This is a genomic window from Rheinheimera muenzenbergensis (assembly GCF_036984005.1).
Classification (GTDB): Bacteria; Pseudomonadota; Gammaproteobacteria; order Enterobacterales; family Alteromonadaceae; genus Alishewanella; species Alishewanella muenzenbergensis.
The window spans coordinates 175,733-194,830 of record NZ_JALAAR010000004.1 but is presented as its reverse complement, the minus strand read 5'-3'; the positions used below and the strand labels follow the sequence as shown (position 1 = coordinate 194,830).

Genomic DNA, 19,098 nt, shown 5'->3' with positions numbered 1-19,098 from the left:
TAATGGCGCGCCGATCAGGGGCTAAGCCCAGGTACCATCTTTGACAAACCCACGGGAAAAAAAACTATGTTGATCCTGCGTGGTGCGCCAGCACTGTCCGAATTCAGAATTCAAAAGTTACTCGACCAAAGCGCCCAAAGTGGCTTAACGCTAAGCAGCCTGTATGCTGAGTTTATGCACTTTGCTGATATCAGCAGCGCCTTGACTGACGCCCAACAGCAAACGCTGGATAAATTGCTTACCTATGGCCCGGCTATTGCCAGCCATGAACCACGTGGCCAGTTAATTCTGGTAACGCCACGGCCGGGCACCATATCGCCCTGGTCTTCTAAAGCAACCGACATTGCCCGCAACTGTGGTTTAAGTCAGGTTACGCGGTTAGAGCGTGGTATCGCCTATTATGTTGAAGCGGCAGAAGCACTGAGCAGCACTCAGCTTAGCCAGCTGGCCAGCCTGCTGCATGATCGCATGATGGAAGCGGTGTTTACCGAACTGAACCAGGCGCAGGCACTGTTTGTGAAAGCCGAACCGGCGCCATTAAGCTCGGTTGATATTATCAAAGGTGGCCGGGCTGCGCTGGTGAATGCCAATATAGAAATGGGCCTGGCGCTGGCTGATGATGAAGTAGACTACCTGTTTGACAACTTTACCGCACTGGGTCGTAATCCGAACGATATAGAGCTGTATATGTTCGCCCAGGCTAACTCCGAGCACTGCCGGCATAAAATCTTTAATGCCGACTGGACTATCGACGGCGTACAGCAGCCTAAGTCGCTGTTTAAAATGATTAAAAATACCTTTGAGCAAACACCGGACTATGTGTTGTCAGCCTATAAAGACAATGCCGCGGTAATGGAAGGCTCTGTTGCCGGCCGTTTTTTTGCTCAGGCGGCGGACAATACTTATCAGTATCACCATGAGCCTATCCATGTACTGATGAAGGTAGAAACCCATAACCATCCAACCGCTATTTCACCTTATCCGGGTGCTGCGACAGGCTCTGGTGGTGAAATCCGTGACGAAGGTGCAACAGGGGTAGGGTCTAAGCCTAAAGCCGGTTTAGTGGGCTTTTCGGTGTCTAATTTACGCATTCCTGGCTTTGAACAGCCGTGGGAAACTGATTTTGGCAAGCCGGACCGTATCGTATCGGCACTGGATATTATGCTGGAAGGTCCTTTAGGTGGGGCGGCCTTTAATAATGAGTTTGGCCGGCCGGCGATTAACGGTTATTTCCGTACCTATGAAGAAAAGGTGCCAAGCCATAACGGTGACGAAGTACGTGGTTACCATAAGCCAATTATGTTAGCCGGTGGTTTAGGTAATATCCGTGCGGAACATGTGCAAAAAGGTGATTTACCGGTAGGCGCTAAACTGGTGGTGCTGGGCGGCCCGGCGATGAATATCGGTCTGGGCGGCGGTGCAGCATCGTCGATGGCATCGGGTCAATCGGCAGAAGATTTAGACTTTGCCTCGGTACAACGCGAAAACCCGGAAATTGAACGCCGTTGTCAGGAAGTTATCGATCGCTGCTGGCAGTTGGGTAAGGACAACCCGATAGTGTTTATTCACGATGTCGGTGCCGGTGGTTTATCTAACGCTTTCCCTGAGCTGGTAAATGATGGCGGCGTTGGTGGTAAGTTTGAACTGCGTAATGTACCTAACGATGAGCCGGGTATGTCGCCGCTGCAAATCTGGTGCAACGAATCGCAAGAGCGTTATGTGATGGCAATTCCGGCCGACAAAATGCCGGTATTCGAGCAGATCTGTAAACGTGAGCGTGCGCCCTTTGCCGTTGTAGGTGAAGCCACCAGTGAACAGCATCTAACGCTGACCGACAGCCACTTTGGCAGCACGCCTATTGATTTGCCATTAAATGTATTGCTGGGCAAAGCGCCGAAAATGCACCGTGACGTGCAAAGTGCGCAAACCGCCGGTAAAGCACTGGATTTAACCGGTGTCACGTTGATAGAGGCTGCTGAACGTTTATTACGCTTGCCGACTATTGCCGAAAAAACCTTCCTGGTAACCATTGGCGACCGCAGCGTAACCGGCTTAATTGCCCGTGATCAAATGGTTGGCCCCTGGCAGGTGCCGGTAGCGAACTGTGGTGTTACCGCAGCCAGCTATGATACTTATCACGGCGAAGCGATGGCGATGGGCGAGCGTACACCGGTTGCCCTGCTGGATTTTGCCGCTTCAGCGCGTTTAGCGGTAGCAGAAGCCATTACCAATATTGCCGCCACTGACATTGGCGATTTAAAGCGGGTTAAGTTATCCGCTAACTGGATGGCCGCTGCCGGCCATCCGGGTGAAGATGCCGGCTTGTACGCGGCGGTTAAAGCGATAGGCGAAGAGCTTTGTCCGGCGCTGGAAGTGACTATTCCGGTAGGTAAAGACTCGATGTCGATGAAAACCAAATGGCAGCAAAACGGCGAAGAAAAAGCGGTAACATCACCGCTGTCTTTGGTTATTACGGCGTTTGCCCGGGTAGAAGATATCCGTAAAACGGTAACGCCACAACTGCGCACTGACAAAGGTGACAGCAGCCTGTTGCTACTTGACTTAGGTCAGGGCCAGAACCGCCTGGGCGCTTCTTGTTTAGCGCAGGTTTATAAACAACTGGGGCAAACACCGGTCGATTTAGACAGCCCGGAGCTGTTAATTAACTTCTTCAATGCGTTGCAACAGCTAACCCGTGAGCAAAAGCTGCTGGCCTACCATGACCGCTCTGATGGTGGCTTGTTTGTTACCCTGGCTGAAATGGCTTTTGCCGGTAAGGCCGGTGTACGCGCTGATATCAGTGCCTTGGGTAGCGATGATATGGCGGTGTTGTTCTCTGAAGAGCCGGGCGCGGTAATTCAGGTCAGCAACAGCGAGCTTCAGTATGTTCAGCAAGTGCTGGCACAGCATCAGTTATCGGCCTGCAGCCATGTTATTGGTACAGTGACAACGGCAGACGAGTTGGTGTTCAGCCGTGGTGCTAAAGTGGTGTTAAATGATAGCCGCACCCGTTTACGCTGTATCTGGGCAGAAACAACTTACCAGATGCAGGCACTGCGCGATAACCCGGCCGGTGCCAAGCAGGAATTTGCCGCTAAAGCTGATGCTGCCGATCCTGGCTTAAACGTTAAACTAAGCTTTGATATCAACGAAGATGTGGCTGCACCTTATATTTTAAAAGGCGCTGCGCCGAAAGTGGCCATTTTGCGTGAGCAGGGCGTGAACTCGCATGTCGAGATGGCGGCTGCCTTCAACCGTGCCGGCTTTAGCACGGTTGATGTGCATATGAGCGATATTTTAGCCGGTCGCGCTAAACTGAGCGATTTTAACGGCTTAGTCGCCTGCGGTGGCTTCTCTTACGGTGACGTGTTAGGCGCCGGCGAAGGCTGGGCCAAATCGGTATTGTTTAACGATATTGCCCGTCAGCAATTTGCCGATTTCTTCGCACGCCAAAGCACCTTCTCACTGGGCGTGTGTAACGGTTGTCAGATGATGTCTAATCTGAAAAGCCTGATCCCGGGTGCAGAATTGTGGCCGCATTTTGTGCGCAACAAGTCTGAGCGCTTTGAAGCGCGCTTTAGCCTGGTCGAAATTCAACAAAGCCCGTCGCTGTTCTTTGCCGGTATGGCCGGTTCACGGATGCCAATTGCTGTTTCGCACGGTGAAGGCCATGCCGAATTTGCCAATAGTGAAGCCTTTGCTAAGGCCAATCACAGTGGTACGGTAGCGATGCGTTTTATTGATCACTATGGTAAAGCGACTGAGCAATATCCGCACAACCCGAACGGTTCGCCGGCAGGTATAACCTCACTGACCACCACTGATGGCCGGGTCACTATAATGATGCCGCACCCGGAGCGGGTGTTCCGTGCAGTAGCTAACTCCTGGCAGCCAGATGGCTGGCAGGAAGACAGCCCCTGGATGCGGATGTTCCGTAATGCCCGTGTCTGGTTAGGCTAAGTAAGTTAACCGCTACGTAAAAAACCTGCTACGGCAGGTTTTTTATTGCTTGAAAGCCAGTGAAAATGTCCGGTTAAGCCCAGGAAGGTTAAGCCAGCAGCCGTTGCTGCGCCTGATTACGCCCTTGCTGTTTGGCTTGATACAACAATATGTCAGCTTGTTGCATCAGTTCACCAGAACCGCTTACGTGCGTCGGATCTGTCAGCGTTACTACACCAATAGAGGCCGTTACGACGCCAAACGGCGATGCTGCGTGTGGTATGGCCAAACTGGCCAGTTGCGTTGGTAGCTGCAGTAGTGCAGCAGCTTCTGTAGCGGCATGTTGCTCGATCAGAATAAATTCTTCACCACCAAAACGTACTACGGTTAATGCCGGATTGGCAGACAGCAAGCGGGCTATTTGCACCAATACCAGATCACCGTCTAAATGGCCGTAGTGGTCGTTATAGCGTTTAAAATAATCAATATCCAGCAAGCCCAGTGACAGCTGTTGCCCGCTGCTGAGCTCTGTTAGTTTTTGCATTAAACGCTGTTCAAAACTGCGCCGGTTTAATAGACCCGTTAGCTGATCGGTTTCGGCTTTTTGTTGTTCTAACCGCACAGCTTTAAACTGGTTGCGTAGTAGCTTATCAAACTGGCGCTGCCAGCTCAGACATAAGATTATGCTAATCAGCAGGTAAAAAATGCCCCAACCGGTATCAGTGCTGCTGCAGTATTTAATAAACAGCAGGTTGCTAAGTAACAACAGCCACAGCAGCAGCTTTTGCTGTAAATGAAAAATAGGCATAGCAGCGATGGCAAAGGCAACCAGCATCGGGCCGCCTTCACCCAGTTTGCCAAAGTATTGCCCGCTGGCATAAAAGGTTACGGCAAGCAGTACTATTACCACCGCACTTACCGCCAGCCAGCCCTGCAACCAGTTATTGGCATTTAGTCGCACTGAGTACATTAAATACAGCCAGATAATAACAGCGGCTGCATAGCGGGCCAGATTATTAAGACTGTGCCAGCTGTCGCCCAGCAATATATCGGTGGCACAGAATACCAACATCAGGCCAATACATATCAAGGCTAAGCGTTTAGTGCTGGTGCGGGTTTTTTGCACCAGATGATGGCGAAACTCGGCTTCACTGGCCGGATCCAGGTAGCTGGACGCCGGAAAAATGGGTTTTATCAGCGGCATATAGATGAACAATTATGACAATAGCCCTAAGCATAGCAGTTTAACGCTTTGTTACATCAGGCCTTTTAAAAACGCCACTACACTGCGGCCTAAGGCACTCAGGGCATAGCCACCTTCCAGCGTGGCAACAAGCCGGCCGGCACAATGCTGGTCGGCCAGTTGCTTCAGCTGCCCGGCTATCCACTGATAATCATCTTCTGTCAGTAAAAACTGCGCCATATCGTCTTCACGGTGGCCGTCAAAGCCGGCCGATACCAGTATCAGCTGTGGCTTAAAGGCATGAATTCGGGGTAGCCAATGTGTCAGGATCTGTTCGCGCCAGATCGCTGGCTGACATAAAGCAGGTAACGGCAGGTTTTCAATATTCGCCGCCATTGGTATGTCACCGCTATTGGGGTATAGCGGAAACTGAAAAGAAGAGCAAAACAGCACCCGCTCGTCACCGGCGAAAATATCTTCGGTGCCGTTGCCATGGTGTACGTCAAAATCGATAATAGCCACGCGCTCAAGGCCATGCTGTTCCAGTGCATGCAAAGCGGCAATAGCGATATTGTTAAAGATACAAAACCCCATAGCCTGATCGCGGGTGGCATGGTGGCCAGGCGGGCGCACGCTGCAAAATGCCTGCTGATTTGTCTGCTGAAGGACTAAATCTACCGCATTAATTCCCGCGCCGGCGGCATGCACGGCAGCGTCCAGGCTGTGCTGCATCATCTGGGTGTCGGGATCAAGCCAGATATAGCCATTAGCCGGTGCTTTGGCATAAATTTCATCGACATATAAATTACTGTGCGCCTGATAAAGGTGTTGTTTGCTGGCGGGCGTGGCGTCGCGCTGCTGGACAACAAACTCCATGCCTGAGCGGATCAGCTGATCATTAATCGCGCTTAAACGCGCCGGTTGTTCCGGATGGTCGTCACCGGCCAGATGACGATAGCAGTTGGGGTGACTAAATAAGGTGATGGCCATTAACTGCTTTCTCCATTGTGTGCGGCGCGAGGCAGACGCAGTTGTAAGTACACCTCTGTTGGGTCATCGCCCGGTAAGCGGCTAAAGCCCGCTTTTTGAAACACGGCCAGCATCGCTTTGTTTTCAGCCCGGACAAAGGCAACCATGCGGGTTAAACCGCGCAGCTCTGCTATAGCGATCAGCTCTTGCAGCAGGCGCTTTGCCATACCTTTACCCTGATACTTTTCTCTGGTGACAAAAGCGACTTCACAGCCGCTGCCATCATGTAACAGATAGTAACGGCCTACCGCCTGAATTTGTACTGCAGAGCCTTTTTGCTTCACTATGCACAGTGCCAGATCTTTAGATTGATCAACACCGACTAAAGTGCAGGACTTTTCCCTGCTCATTTGGGTGGGAACGGCACTGTAGCGCAATTGCAGTGTTTCTTTGGTGTGCGAGTAAAAAAACTCCTGCAACCTGCGTTCATCTGATGGGTTAAGCGGCCGCAGGTCAAACTCTTCACCGTCGATATGCAACTCTTTAAAGCCGACACTGCCAAGCTCAGGCACTTCTGTTGGCGTATGCAACTGATAATGCGGCACCCAGAAATGCTGGCGGATTTGCTCCAGCAACTGCTGGCGAAACTTAGGATGCGCCACCCGGATAAGCTCGAGTGCGCGCTCGCGGATACTTTTGCCACGCAAAGACGCGACGCCAAATTCCGTTACTACATAGTGCACATGGCCGCGCGACGTTACGACGCCGGCGCCCTGGCTTAAATGCGCCACTATGCGCGAGACAGTGCCGTTTTTCGCCGTGCTGGGCATGGCGATAATCGGCTTGCCGCCATTACTCATCGAGGCGCCACGGCTAAAGTCGACCTGTCCGCCAATGCCGCTGTAAAACATATGGCCGATTGAATCTGATACGATCTGGCCGGTTAAGTCGACTTCAATGGCACTGTTAATCGATACCATATTATCGTTGCGGGCAATGTTTGCCGGCGAGTTAACATACTCGCTGGGGTAAAAGCCCATATGCGGATTACAATGTACAAAGTCATACAAGGCTTTGCTGCCAACACAGAAACTGGCCACAGTTTTACCCGGGTGAAAGGTTTTTTTGCGGTTGGTTACCACGCCTTTTTTAATCAGCTCCATCATGGAGTCGGTGATCATTTCGCTGTGAATGCCTAAATCTTTATGATTGCCCAGATAACGCAACACGGCATCACACATCTTACCCACGCCAATCTGAAGAGTGGCACCATCTTCGACCAGTAACGACACATATTGGCCAACCCGTTCAGTTACCGTATCCAGCTTTACCACCGGCATTTGTGCCAGCGGCTGTTCGGCATAAAAATAAGCACTGATCTGATCTTTATGTATAAAAGCCTGACCGTAAGTGATGGGCATTGATGGGTTTACCTGGGCGATAACTTTCTTTGCCGCTTTGGCTGCGGCAGAAACAATATCGACAGACACGCCCAGTGAATGATAGCCATGTTCGTCAGCCGGACTGACCATAATCAGCGCGGCGTCCAATGGCAAAATGCCGTCGCTGAACAACGACGGAATATCCGACATAAAGCAGGGCGTATAGTCGGCGCGGCCTTCCGCTACCGCGCGGCGCACCTGGTCGCCACCAATAAATAGGGCATTAATTTTAAACAGCTGCTGGTGCTGCGGCTCGGCCCATTTGTTATCTGATAAGGAATAAACCTGGACGATTTCGATATCATGTAACTGTTTGGCGTTATTAATCAGATCATCAATCAACAAAGTAGGGGTGGCCGCATGTGAGCCAATAAAAATGCGATCACCGGATTTAAGTAACTGCTGCCAGTTTAACTTGTTGCTGTTTTTGCTCATAGCTGACCTGACTGTGCCTTGGTCTGCATAGTGTAAAACAAAAAGGCGACCGCTATGCAGTCGCCTTTAGTCTTAATCAATATTGAGGTTGGCTGTTACAAAGTCCAGCGTAAGCCAAGCATGGCGACATAAGGATCGATGTTAACAGCAACGCTCTGCACCGTGTTGCCGTTTACCCGGACCCGGCCAGAGGTGTCGATATCCATTTTGCTCAGCATCAGATGCAGGCCTAAGCTATCGGTTAATTTAACATTAACGCCAGCCTGCAGCGCCAGGCCAAAAGAGCTTTTTAGTTTCAGGCTTACTGCATCCGTAGCACCGGTTACATTTAACGCATCCAATGCGCCTTCCAGCTGGCCGTCCACCTGCTCATCAAAAAATACCGTGTAGTTCAGGCCTACGCCAACAAAGGGATCAAAGGTCTGTTGCTCTGGCATAAAGTGATACTGCGCCAGCAATGTTGGTGGCAAATGTTTGGTTTTACCCACTTTTAAGCCATCTATGGCCGAGCCGTTAACTTTGATTTCATGGCTAAACGGCGTGGCCGCAATTAACTGTACTGACCAATTAGGTGTCAAGGTGTAATCAAATGTCAGGCCTAGCTGAGTATTGTTATTTACGCCAAGCGCCGTTGAGCCAGCGGGTAAACCGGCAACCTGTTCAATCACATTCAGGTTTGAGCTGCTGTCATCCGGTGCAACGGTAATAGCGCCAATGTTAACCGCAAAATCGGCGCTGGCCGGTGCTGCAAGTAGTAACGAGGCCAGAGTAAGTACAGATAGGCTGGTTTTCATAAAAATCTCCGCAGTTAAGGTCTGCGGCAATTGTCCACTTTGGCATACCGGCCATATTGGCCTGGATCAATAAAAAGCCGGGGCTGCGATTACAGCAACCCCGAAGTTTGTTTTATATCAATAAAGTGCTAGTTAGTCGATCTGTCTGGCACTGTGCCCTTGCCGTTGCACGGTAACGTCGCGTTGCGGCGCGCGATATTCACGGGCCGTTGCAGCCGGGCGGGGTTGTGGTGTGGCCCTTACTGGTTCGGCGGCTTGACGCTGAATTTTTGTCACCTGCTCTCTGGAAGCTGGCGCTGCCTCACGTCTTACTACCGGTGCCTGACGCTGAGCCGGTGCCGGCTGTTGTACATTACGCTCCCGTAACTGCTCGGTGCTGACATGGCGCTGCGTTACCGGCTTGTCGTGCTGTTGCCGTTCGTACCGGCGCGTACTTTGCTCTGGTTGCAGGCGCTGTGATTGTTGGCTCTGCTCCGTTGTACGCATACGTTGCTCGGACATCACCGGCCGGTGTTGTCGTGGCAAAGTGTCATCGGTTTGCTGCCGTAGTTCACGGATCCTGACTTGTTCTGCTGTTTTGCGTTGATACTGTGCTTTGTTTTCCCGCACTGTTACGCTGTCATTGCGCACCTCACGGCTGCGTCGTGCCGGGTCGGCTTTTAGCTCACGACTGGATTGCTGATAACCATAGCCTGAGTTGTAGTGCCGGTTCAAGCGTTCCTGACGGTAGTGCACGCCACGGCGGTGCTCAGTGTTATGTTGCCAGCGCCGGGCGTCGGCATAATGTTTATGCCGCTTTGGATAATAACGTGGTGGCTTATGGTAATAATGATGGTGTACCACGACATGGCGGTGTTGCCAGTCGAAAATACCAAAGTAAAACCAGGGCCGCACTCTGACACTGATACCCCAGTGGAACGGGTTATGCCGAAAATGCACGCCGGCAGTGTGCCAGTATACCGGTGGATGTGCCGGCCACCACCAGTCGCCATACACCACTCGGGTGTCATATACCGGTACATAAACAACTTCCTGGCGGGCCGGTTCTATTACTATCACTTCACGTTCGCGTTGCACCACAACCTGTTCATTGTCGCGCAGGTTGCCATTGCTATAGGCTTTTTCGCGCAATTGCTGAATGCTGGCCAACACGGCTGTTTCATCGGCTAAAAAGGCTTCACCCAGTTGTTGCGTCCAGTCCAGATCTTGGCTTAAACGCTGCAGCAGCTGTGGAAAGGCCACCAGAGCTTTGACGCTGGGATCCCAGCTTTTACTTTCAACCGCTTGCAATGCGTCTTCGCCGCTAATGCCCGGATTGTCTTCAAGCCAGCGCGATGCCTGCACCACTTCCAGCGGATAGGTGGCAGCAATCAATACATGGGTTAGTACGGTGTCAGGATATAACGCCACTGGTGCCAGCATTTGGTCGAGTTCGGCTTGCGTTATATTGTTGCTGGCCTGCACTGATTGACTGAGCAATAGTGTGCAAATGGCCAGTACCTGAGTTAGTTTCAGCATCAGATGTTTCATCTTGCTACCCTCGCTTACCGCCGTTGCCTGAATGGGCTGACGGTTTTTTAAACAGTGTATAGCTTATAGGTGGCTGCGGCTGAATTGAAACTGAACTTTACTGAACCTTTACATAGCAAAAATGGCAGCTAAAGCTGCCATTTTTCTGATACAACGGGGTTATTCGGTACCGAGATAACGCGCCTTTTTATTGGCTTTAAGTTTGTGCATATCAACCAATACCAGGCCGTCAACGCAGTTAGCAAAATCCGGATCTGTGCCAAAGGCCAGAAACCTGACGCCGCCGGGTTCGCATAACTCACTGTACTGCTTATACAAAGTAGGCACGCTAAGCCCCATATTGGCTAACAGGTGCTTCAACTGGGTAAAGTCGGCCAGATAGTCCTTGCCAGTAAAATGTGATTGCAGCTCAGTTAAAATAGCCTGCGGCAGTTGATATGGCTGTTTTGACACTGCGCTTATCTGGGTGTCACTAAAATACAGGCTGTAAAAGTACACCATCAGATCACGTGCGGCCTGCGGATAGCTGCCGGATAAACTGACGCCGCCAAACAGGTAACGAATATCCGGGTTGCGGCGCAAATAGGCACCTATGCCGTACCAAAGGTATTCCAGGCTGCGCTTGCCCCAGTAACGCGGTTGCACGAAACTGCGGCCCAGTTCCAGCCCGGCGTCTAAATAGGTATTCATGCTGTGATCAAACTGGAACAGCGATGCGGTATACAAGCCGTTTTCGCCATGTTCTGCCAGCACCTTTTGCGTATTAGCGAAGCGATAAGCGCCGACGATTTCCAGATCGTCTTTGTCCCATAAAAGCAGTTGCTCATAGTGGCTGTCAAAGCGGTCGATATCGCGGCGCAAACCGCTGCCTTCTCCTACAGCGCGAAAGGCAAATTCACGTAAGCGGCCAATTTCGCGCAGTATCGGCGAGCTTTGCTGGTGCCGGTACAGGTAAATTTGTTTACCGTCACCGGTTTGGCCGAGTAATTCACAGTTTTCTACCGCTTTTTTCAGTGTCACCCGATCTTCCGGGTGGGCAATAGCGCTTTGGGTAAGAAACAGTGCCGGTTTGTCTTTCGCCAGCCGGTACAGATGTTTTTTAAACAACTTAACTTTGGCCTGGGTTTCCAGTGCCAGGTTGGCAAAAGCGTCGTAAGGAATTTGTTCGCCAATACGCATTTCCAATTTTTTGCGTTGTTGATTAAACATCTCCTGCACCAGCAGCATCGTCGCCAGTGGTTTGTAAAGCATAGAGGCGCCATAAAACAGGGCGGAATTGCGGCCATCAATGAAAATAGGCAGTATCGGCGCTTTGGCATTACTGGCAAAACGTAAAAAACCGCTGTGCCATTTACCATCGCGAATGCCCTCGGGCCTTAGCCGTGACACTTCGCCGGACGGAAACATGATCAGCGCGCCTTCTGCGGCTAAAAGCTGTTGGATGTTATCCAGTGCGCGCCGCTCGGTGCCGCCGCTCATGTTATTTACCGGTAACAGCAGGTTGTGTAACGGCTTAAGTGCCATTAATAGCTGGTTAGCGACGACTTTTACATCCGGCCGGATATCACTGACCAGTTTTAACAGCGCCAGACCATCCAATGAGCCAATAGGGTGGTTGGCGATAATCACTACCCGGCCGGTTGCCGGAATGCGCTCAATTTCGTTGTCGCGCACTGAATAGCGGAAGTTAAAATAATCCAGTACCTGTTCAACAAATTCCAGCCCCTGCAGGTGAGGGTAGCGGGCGGCAAAGTCAATGAAGTCCTGCTCATGTAACAGCCGGCGCAGCGCGCCTTTTACCGGCTTATACAGCCAGGGCTTATTGGTTAAGCCTGGAAGGTTTTGGGACAACACCTGGTCAATACTGATCATATTTCGCTCCGGTAACACAGCATTAGGCTGGGCTCAGGCTAAAGCGCTTGTATGACATTCAGGTGTCGGTTTTATGGCAGTTTGCTGAAATTTCAGGCGGCTTTTTTTCCGCTCTCTGCCAGCGGCAAGGCGGCAATTTTTTCAGCCTGTTCAGTGCAATGGTATAGCGCCAGGCTGCCATCATGTTGTTCAATTAAGGCGGTGCAGCTATCTATCCAGTCGCCATCATTGCAATAAATAATGCCTTGCTGCAGGCGAATTTCCGGATGATGTATATGGCCGCATACGACACCGTCAAAACCAGCCCGTTTGGCTTTGGCTATTGCTGCGTCACGATAACGGGCAATGGCCTTTTGTGCACCGGGTACCTTACTTTTTATGTAGGCGGCCAGGCTAAAGTAACCACCACCGCCAAGACGACGTAAACGGTTATACCAGCGGTTTAAAAACAGCAGCAAGTCATACAAATTATCGCCCAGCCAGGCATGTAAACGGCCAAAGTTCACTTCTTTGTCGAACTCGTCACCGTGTAACAGTAGTAATTTTTTGCCCTGTGCGGTGGTATGGCTGGCGCGCAGTGCTATGCGGATATTACCGAAGCTTTTACCGGCGTATAGCCGCAGTGCTTCATCATGGTTACCTGGAATATAGACAATAGCGGTGCCTTGTTCGGCTTTATCCAGCAAGCAGCGGATGATTTTGTTCTGGCCGCTTTTCCAGTGCACTTGTTTGCGCATGGCCCATAAATCGACTATGTCACCCAGCATGTAAATGGTATCGGCCTGGCTTTGTTGTAAAAAGTCTAACAGGTAATCAGCCTGGCAATCTTTACAACCCAAATGTACGTCAGATAAAAAGATAGTGCGGCAGTTTAGCATCAGTAAGTACCATGTTATCTTTAGCCGCCATCAGCTTGCTGGCTGGCTATGTCAGTGGTGTGACGATTTATTGAAGCTTTGGTGACTTATGAGCCTTGTCCTGATTATTCCCGATCGAAAACTTGAAGACTTACAACAACGTTTGCAGCAAGCGTTGCCGGATACGCCAATTGAGATCTGGCCGGATATTGTTCAGCCTGATGACGTTGAATTTGCCGTAGTGTGGAAACAGCCACCGGGCAGCCTGACGTCTTTGCCAAATTTAAAGGCTATTCAGTGCTTTGGCGCTGGTGTAGATGCAATTATTGCAGATCCAACCTTACCGGCGCTGCCAATAGCGCGGATTGTTGACCCGACACTTACGCAAACCATGGTGCGCTATTTAGATGGCGTGATAAGCCATTACCGTTTGCGTCTTGACCTTTTTGCGCAGCAACAGCAGCAGCTGCTATGGCGGCCTAAAAGCCCCCGTCGCTTAACGCATATTTGTCTGCTGGGGTTAGGGGAATTGGGTGCAGCTGCCGCCAGCCATTTTGCGGCGCAGGGTTATCAGGTCAGTGGCTGGGCCAGGACCGCAAAGCAGCTTGACGCTGTCAGCTGTTATCACGGTGTGGACGGCTTAGCGGCTGCGGTAGCGCCGGCCGATGTCGTGATTTGTTTGTTACCTTTGACAATGGCAACTGAATCGCTGCTCGACAGTGCTTTTTTTCAGCAACTGAAGCACGGCGCTATTTTCGTTAACGTGGCCCGTGGCGCCATAGTAGATGACGCTGCTTTGCTCGCTGCGCTCGATAGTGGCCAGCTGCAAGCCGCTTGTCTGGATGTATTCCGGCAGGAACCACTGCCAGCTGAACATCCATTCTGGCGACATCCGGCAATTTTAATTACGCCGCATGTGTCTGCAGTAACCAATGTCAGTACTGTGGTTGAGCAAATTGCCGACAATTACCGGCGCAGCCAGCGTGGCGCCAGGTTGCTTAATCTGGTTGATGTAATTAAGGGCTATTAATATGAGTGCAGAACTGAGCCAAACCGCAGTGACAACCTGGTTTTTGCAGTTTACCGGGCAGGTAAAACAGCAAATTTGCTGGCCTGCCGGCGTTCAGCTGGTTGAGGCTGAGGTTGCCTGTCCGGAGCTTAATCAGTTTATGTTTCGGGCCGTTGGTGGGCGCTGGCGCTGGTTTAGCCGGCTAAGCTGGGATTATCAGCAGTGGCTGGATTACCTGACATCGCCAAATGTACGCACCTGGTTGCTGTGGGTAAAAGGCACGCCGGCCGGTTATGTTGAACTAGTGAAACATGCGGATTTGAGCGTAGAAATTAAGTTTTTCGGTTTATTAACCCAGTTTACCGGACAGGGGTTAGGTCAGAGGTTGGCTGATGCGGCGGTACAGCAAGCGGCAAATTGGCAGGCCGCTAAAATCTGGCTGCATACTTGCTCTGCCGACCATCCGGCGGCACTGAAAAATTATCAGCAAGCCGGCTTTGTTATAACGGATATTCAGCACAGTACCGAAGCTTTACCCGGGCTGAATGACCCACGTTTATTAACGCCGGAATTTGTTTATTCTGCTTTGGCGTACCAGGCTAAAAGTGCTGTTTAAATAAACAGTTATTGTAACTTTGTTACAACTTAACTACACTCAGTGACGGTTTGGGGAAACGTAAACCAAGCTGCTAATTAAAATAATAAAATGCGTTATTGAGGTTAGTTATGAGTAAAGCGTCCAGTCGTGGTTTTGGCTTTACCGCAATCGCCGTTGTGGTGTGTTTAATGGCGTTATCGGCATTTTTAACCAAAGCCGAAGCTATCTGTATGTTATGCGGATAGCAGGAGTCGATGAGCGTCAATGGAACTGACCAACAAAAACCCCCGTTGTTACTAGCGCAATGCTGTTCACTTAAGCGGTGACGCTTTGTGATTAACTGGATAGCGGGTCTTTGATATCTTAACCGCCCTGGGTCGTGATGGCCTAGGGCGTTTTTCTATAAAGAGCACTGATAAATCTCCACGTAACGCCTGCAACCTCTTCGGTGTGTTGCCTGGTGACAGGGCTTTACTCATTACGCGCAATTGGCTGGCAATGTACTGGCAGGCATATTTAAAACTGATTTCATTTGGTGCACGGCCATGTGCAATAGCTGCCTGACTCGCTTCCCGCCTCACCAAGTTATAACCTAATAGTAATCCCCATAACTCCTGATACACCAGCTCTACTGTTTTGCTGCGCAGTGTCATCGCATTATGTTGCATTGAACTCTTTATATCCCTGTAGCCCAGTTCGATTTCCCAACGTTCATGGTATAGCGCCGCAACATCCTCTGCGCTGTATTGCTCTTTGGGCAAAGATGTAAACACCGTTTTCTCTTTGTTTGCGACTTCATAAGTCACTGCTCGCACTTGCCAAGTTGCAGGTAAATCCGGGTTTTTCTTTCTCGCCTGCGGCGAGACCGTCATTTCGATGTATTTATCGTTACTATCTCGCGCATCAACTACCCGGTAAACGACGCCTTTCTTGGCCGGAAGTAGCCAATGCCGGTTGCTCCCACCGAGGGTAATGTTCATTAACAAGTTGGCCCCATAAAAGCCTTTATCCAACAAAGTAACGGAGTTATTCGGCAGGGAATCAATAAAAGGTTGTGCCAACGGGATTTCGCCTTTGCGGTAAGGACTAATATCTGCGTCCATAATGATGTGCGAACGCACATTCATTAGTGTAACCAGCCGTAAAACAGGGTAAGGGGTTTGCCTTGGCCCTACGGTATTACCTGATCCAAAGTGTTCGCGCAGTTCGGTATTTTCTTGTGTTCTGAACAAAGCGCCGTCTATCGCAAACACCTGAAGCCCCTGCCAGTTGTCATCAGGGTAACGTTCAGCGCCCCATCTCTGAGCGCATTGCCTGAACAGCCATTTAAGCGCCTCTTTACCCAAACGTTGGCGGGCTTGGGTCAAGGCGCTTTTAGCCAGCAACGCTTCATCTGCTAAACCGTCAGCACAAATATTTAGTCGTCTTGCTACTTCAGCAATCGGCTCGTTACGAAAGAAGGCCATGCCTACTACCAGCCATAGCACCATGTCATTGGGTAAGCGCCGACGACGGATTGTCGCCTGCGAAGATAATGCGGCTGCGCTTTGCACCCATTCATCTGGAATATGCTCTGAGAAAGTCGCTAGCTGTGACACATCGCTTTGGGCATTCTCCAGAAAATCAGTTAGCGCATGTTGAACAGACATAAAAAAATCCGGTGGCTCTAAGACCACCGGATTTTGTCACCCTGGGAAGATCGGTCAACTGATCACTAAAATATTTCTTAACTGATCAGCATTGCGTTGTTACTAGCGGGGGTTTTGTTTATTACCAGCTTGCAGCCGAACAGTTCTGCAGATCAGAACAATTCTATGTCCTCTTTGGTTTCGCTATCTGGTTGTTTCTGCTGCAATGTATCAAAACTAATTTGCTGAATGTCTGCTGTAGCATATTGGGTAGGTTCAGTACCGGGTTTAAAATACTCAAAGCTGGTTTGGTAATCATTACGACGGCTAAGTAAGCCGCTTTGTAGATCAATGCGTACTGATGATAAGCCAACCGGCACCGTTAATGGCGTTTCGGCCACGCCATTGAGGGCGGTGCGCATAAAGTCCAGCCAGGCCGGTAGGGCTGTCCGGGCGCCTGACTCTGCACCGGCGCTCTGTTGCTGGCCCATATTAGCATGCCAATTGGCCACTCCCAGGCTACGATTTGCATCATCAAAGCCTACCCATACTGTAACCGCCAGATTAGGTGTAAAACCCGATAGCCAGGTATCCTTAAAGTCGTTAGTGGTGCCGGTTTTTGCCGACAGATCACGCCGTTTTAAACTTTGTAGACGCCAGGCCGTGCCGTTCCAACCGGTTCCGTGTTTCCAGCTACCACCGCCCCAGACACCGCTGGTCAGCGCATCGGCAATTAAAAAGGCGTTATGCTCAGAGATCACTTGTGGTGCCAGTACTTGATCAGCCAGATCCAGTTCATCCTTAGTTGGCTGCTCAGGTGTATCTGCAGCTTGCAATTCGTTAAATAACTGGCCCAGTTGGGCTTCGGCATCTTCTGGCAGAACTTCAGCGGCTTGTTCTGGTTCAGTTTTATGGCAGGTGTTACAGGCTATCGCAGCATTATGCTGATAAATCACCTCGCCATCTGCAGACAGCACTCTATCTACCACAAAGGGGTTCACCAGATAACCGCCATTGGCAAAAACGGCATAGCCGCTAACCAGTTCAAGTGGCGTTAACGAAGCTGAGCCTAAAGACAGGGTTTCATTACGCGGCAAGTCAGAAGCACTAAAGCCAAAACGCTGTAAATGTCTGATAGCGTTATCAATGCCTACACCGCGTAGCAGCCTTACTGACACTACGTTCTTGGACTTGGCCAAGGCTTCGCGTATTCGTATAGGCCCGTCATAAACAGCCGGTGAGTTTTTTGGCCGCCAGGCAATACCTGCGTTGTTGTCCCATTGATGAATAGGTGCGTCATTCATAATCGACGCCAGGGTATAGCCGTGCTCGAGCGCAGCAGAATAAATAAAGGGCTTGATGTTAGAGCCGACCTGGCGTTTTGCCTGCGTAACCCGGTTAAACTGACTCTGGTTGAAACTATAGCCGCCCACTAAAGCGCGCACAGCGCCATTGTGAGGGTCTAGTGCAACTATGGCACTGCTGGCCAGTGGTACCTGCGATAAACGCCAGCTGTCATTGTGCAGCCTCACCGTAATATGCATGCCTGGCGCGACTATGCTGGCAGCGGATTTAGGCGCGGCGCCCTGGCGGTCATCGCTGATAAAGCTGCGGGCCCACTTCAGCCCATCCCACTCTAATGTAATATCTGAACCATCTGCCAATATTGCCGTTGCAGTTTGCTCACTGACCGAAGTCACGACAGCATGGTGCAAATCTTCCAACCCGCTATGGTTGCTAAGGTAATTGACGATAGCGTCGCGCTGCAAAGGTTCTTGCTCTACAAATTGGACGCCGGAGTCGTCAGTTTCCGCTAACGTGGCTTGCCACAGTCTGCTTAGCGGGCCGCGGTAGCCGTGACGTTCGTCATAATTGTACAGATTTTGCTGTAAGGCTGCTTTGGCAGCTGCCTGCTGCGAGCTATGTACTGTGGTGTATACCTGCAGGCCTTCGGAATAGGCGACTTCCTCGCCAAAACGGCCAACCATTTCCTGGCGCACCATTTCGGCGATATAAGGCGCCGAAGCGGTAATTTGTGCACCGTGTAATTTGCTGGTAACCGGTGCGGCTATAGCCTGAGCATAACTTTCTTTATCAATGACGCCGGTATCCAGCATTCTGCCCAGCACGATATTGCGCCGTGCCCGGGCATTGCTGGCAGAACGCACAGGATTAAGTGCTGACGGTGCTTTTGGCAGGCCAGCGATAATGGCAATTTCGTCAACAGTGAGTTCATGTACGGTTTTGCCAAAATATACCTGTGCTGCTGCGCCAACACCAAAGGAGCGTTGGCCCAGTTCAATCTTGTTCAGGTACAGTTCGAGGATTTGGTCTTTGCTTAGCAATTGCTCTATATGGAAAGCTAAAAATATTTCTTTGATTTTTCGCATTATTTTCTTCTCCCTGCTAAGGAAGAAGTTACGCGCTAATTGCTGGGTTATCGTACTGGCCCCCTGGCTGAAATCACCCGAGGTGGCGACGACAGTTGCTGCACGAAAAATACCGATAATATCTATGCCGGGGTGTTCATAAAATCGAGTATCTTCAACGGCTAAAAACGCCTGTACTAATAAAGGCGGCATTTCTGTCAATTTTAATGGGATCCGGCGCTTTTCACCAAATTGGGAAATCAGCTCGGCATCAGCAGTGTACACCTGCATAGGCGTTTGCAAACGAACGTCCAGCAAGGTACTGACATCAGGAAGATCGTCTTTAATGTAAAAATAGATCCCGCAGATCGTTAATAGACCGAGCAGGATCGAGATCAGACTGAGAATTAAAAGTTTTTTAACCCAAGACACTGAATAACCCCAATTTATACTCCCAATTCCTTTACAACGCT

Annotated in this window: 12 protein-coding genes; 3 read left to right on the top strand and 9 right to left on the bottom strand. The window is 50.6% G+C overall.

Annotation, left to right across the window (positions count from 1 at the left end):
* Window positions 1-66: 66 nt before the first annotated feature.
* Window positions 67-3,960 carry a phosphoribosylformylglycinamidine synthase gene (gene purL, locus MN202_RS06485; protein ID WP_335735283.1) on the top strand — a complete coding sequence of 1,298 codons (3,894 nt, stop codon included), beginning with the start codon at window positions 67-69 and terminating at the stop codon, window positions 3,958-3,960.
* An 88-nt stretch (window positions 3,961-4,048) separates the two neighbouring features.
* Here purL and MN202_RS06480 read toward each other — a convergent pair whose 3' ends face one another.
* From MN202_RS06480 to MN202_RS06450, 7 genes are all read right to left on the bottom strand, one after another.
* Entirely contained in the window at window positions 4,049-5,143 is a 1,095-nt protein-coding gene (locus tag MN202_RS06480) for a GGDEF domain-containing protein (protein ID WP_335735282.1), read from the bottom strand.
* Window positions 5,144-5,194: 51 nt separating this feature from the next.
* Window positions 5,195-6,112, bottom strand: coding sequence for a histone deacetylase family protein (locus MN202_RS06475; RefSeq protein WP_335735281.1), 918 nt, complete (start codon window positions 6,110-6,112; stop codon window positions 5,195-5,197).
* Window positions 6,112-7,968 (bottom strand): GNAT family N-acetyltransferase, encoded by a 1,857-nt coding sequence (locus MN202_RS06470; protein WP_335735280.1) that lies wholly within the window; start codon window positions 7,966-7,968, stop codon window positions 6,112-6,114. Before MN202_RS06470 ends, MN202_RS06475 begins: the two co-directional genes overlap by 1 nt.
* A 95-nt stretch (window positions 7,969-8,063) precedes the next feature.
* Complete coding sequence (locus MN202_RS06465) at window positions 8,064-8,762, bottom strand: OmpW/AlkL family protein (RefSeq protein ID WP_335735279.1); 699 nt, start codon at window positions 8,760-8,762, stop codon at window positions 8,064-8,066.
* A gap of 132 nt (window positions 8,763-8,894) precedes the next feature.
* The gene (locus tag MN202_RS06460; RefSeq protein ID WP_335735278.1) at window positions 8,895-10,292 is read right to left on the bottom strand and encodes a DUF3300 domain-containing protein; all 1,398 of its coding nucleotides are present in this window, start codon (window positions 10,290-10,292) and stop codon (window positions 8,895-8,897) included.
* Window positions 10,293-10,451: 159 nt separating this feature from the next.
* Window positions 10,452-12,164, bottom strand: a complete 1,713-nt coding sequence (olsF, locus tag MN202_RS06455; protein ID WP_335735277.1) for a bifunctional ornithine lipid synthase OlsF — start codon at window positions 12,162-12,164, stop codon at window positions 10,452-10,454.
* A 92-nt stretch (window positions 12,165-12,256) separates the two neighbouring features.
* Entirely contained in the window at window positions 12,257-13,042 is a 786-nt protein-coding gene (locus tag MN202_RS06450) for a UDP-2,3-diacylglucosamine diphosphatase (RefSeq protein ID WP_335735276.1), read from the bottom strand.
* 88 nt (window positions 13,043-13,130) lie between these two features.
* Between MN202_RS06450 and MN202_RS06445 the strand changes: the two genes are divergently transcribed.
* Entirely contained in the window at window positions 13,131-14,051 is a 921-nt protein-coding gene (locus tag MN202_RS06445) for a 2-hydroxyacid dehydrogenase (RefSeq protein ID WP_335735275.1), read from the top strand.
* Window position 14,052: 1 nt separating this feature from the next.
* Entirely contained in the window at window positions 14,053-14,646 is a 594-nt protein-coding gene (locus MN202_RS06440) for a GNAT family N-acetyltransferase (RefSeq protein ID WP_335735274.1), read from the top strand.
* 293 nt (window positions 14,647-14,939) lie between these two features.
* Here MN202_RS06440 and MN202_RS06435 read toward each other — a convergent pair whose 3' ends face one another.
* Complete coding sequence (locus MN202_RS06435) at window positions 14,940-16,277, bottom strand: IS4 family transposase (RefSeq protein WP_335735273.1); 1,338 nt, start codon at window positions 16,275-16,277, stop codon at window positions 14,940-14,942.
* Window positions 16,278-16,429: 152 nt separating this feature from the next.
* Entirely contained in the window at window positions 16,430-19,057 is a 2,628-nt protein-coding gene (locus tag MN202_RS06430; RefSeq protein ID WP_335735272.1) for a penicillin-binding protein 1A, read from the bottom strand.
* Between the last annotated feature and the right edge of the window lie 41 nt (window positions 19,058-19,098).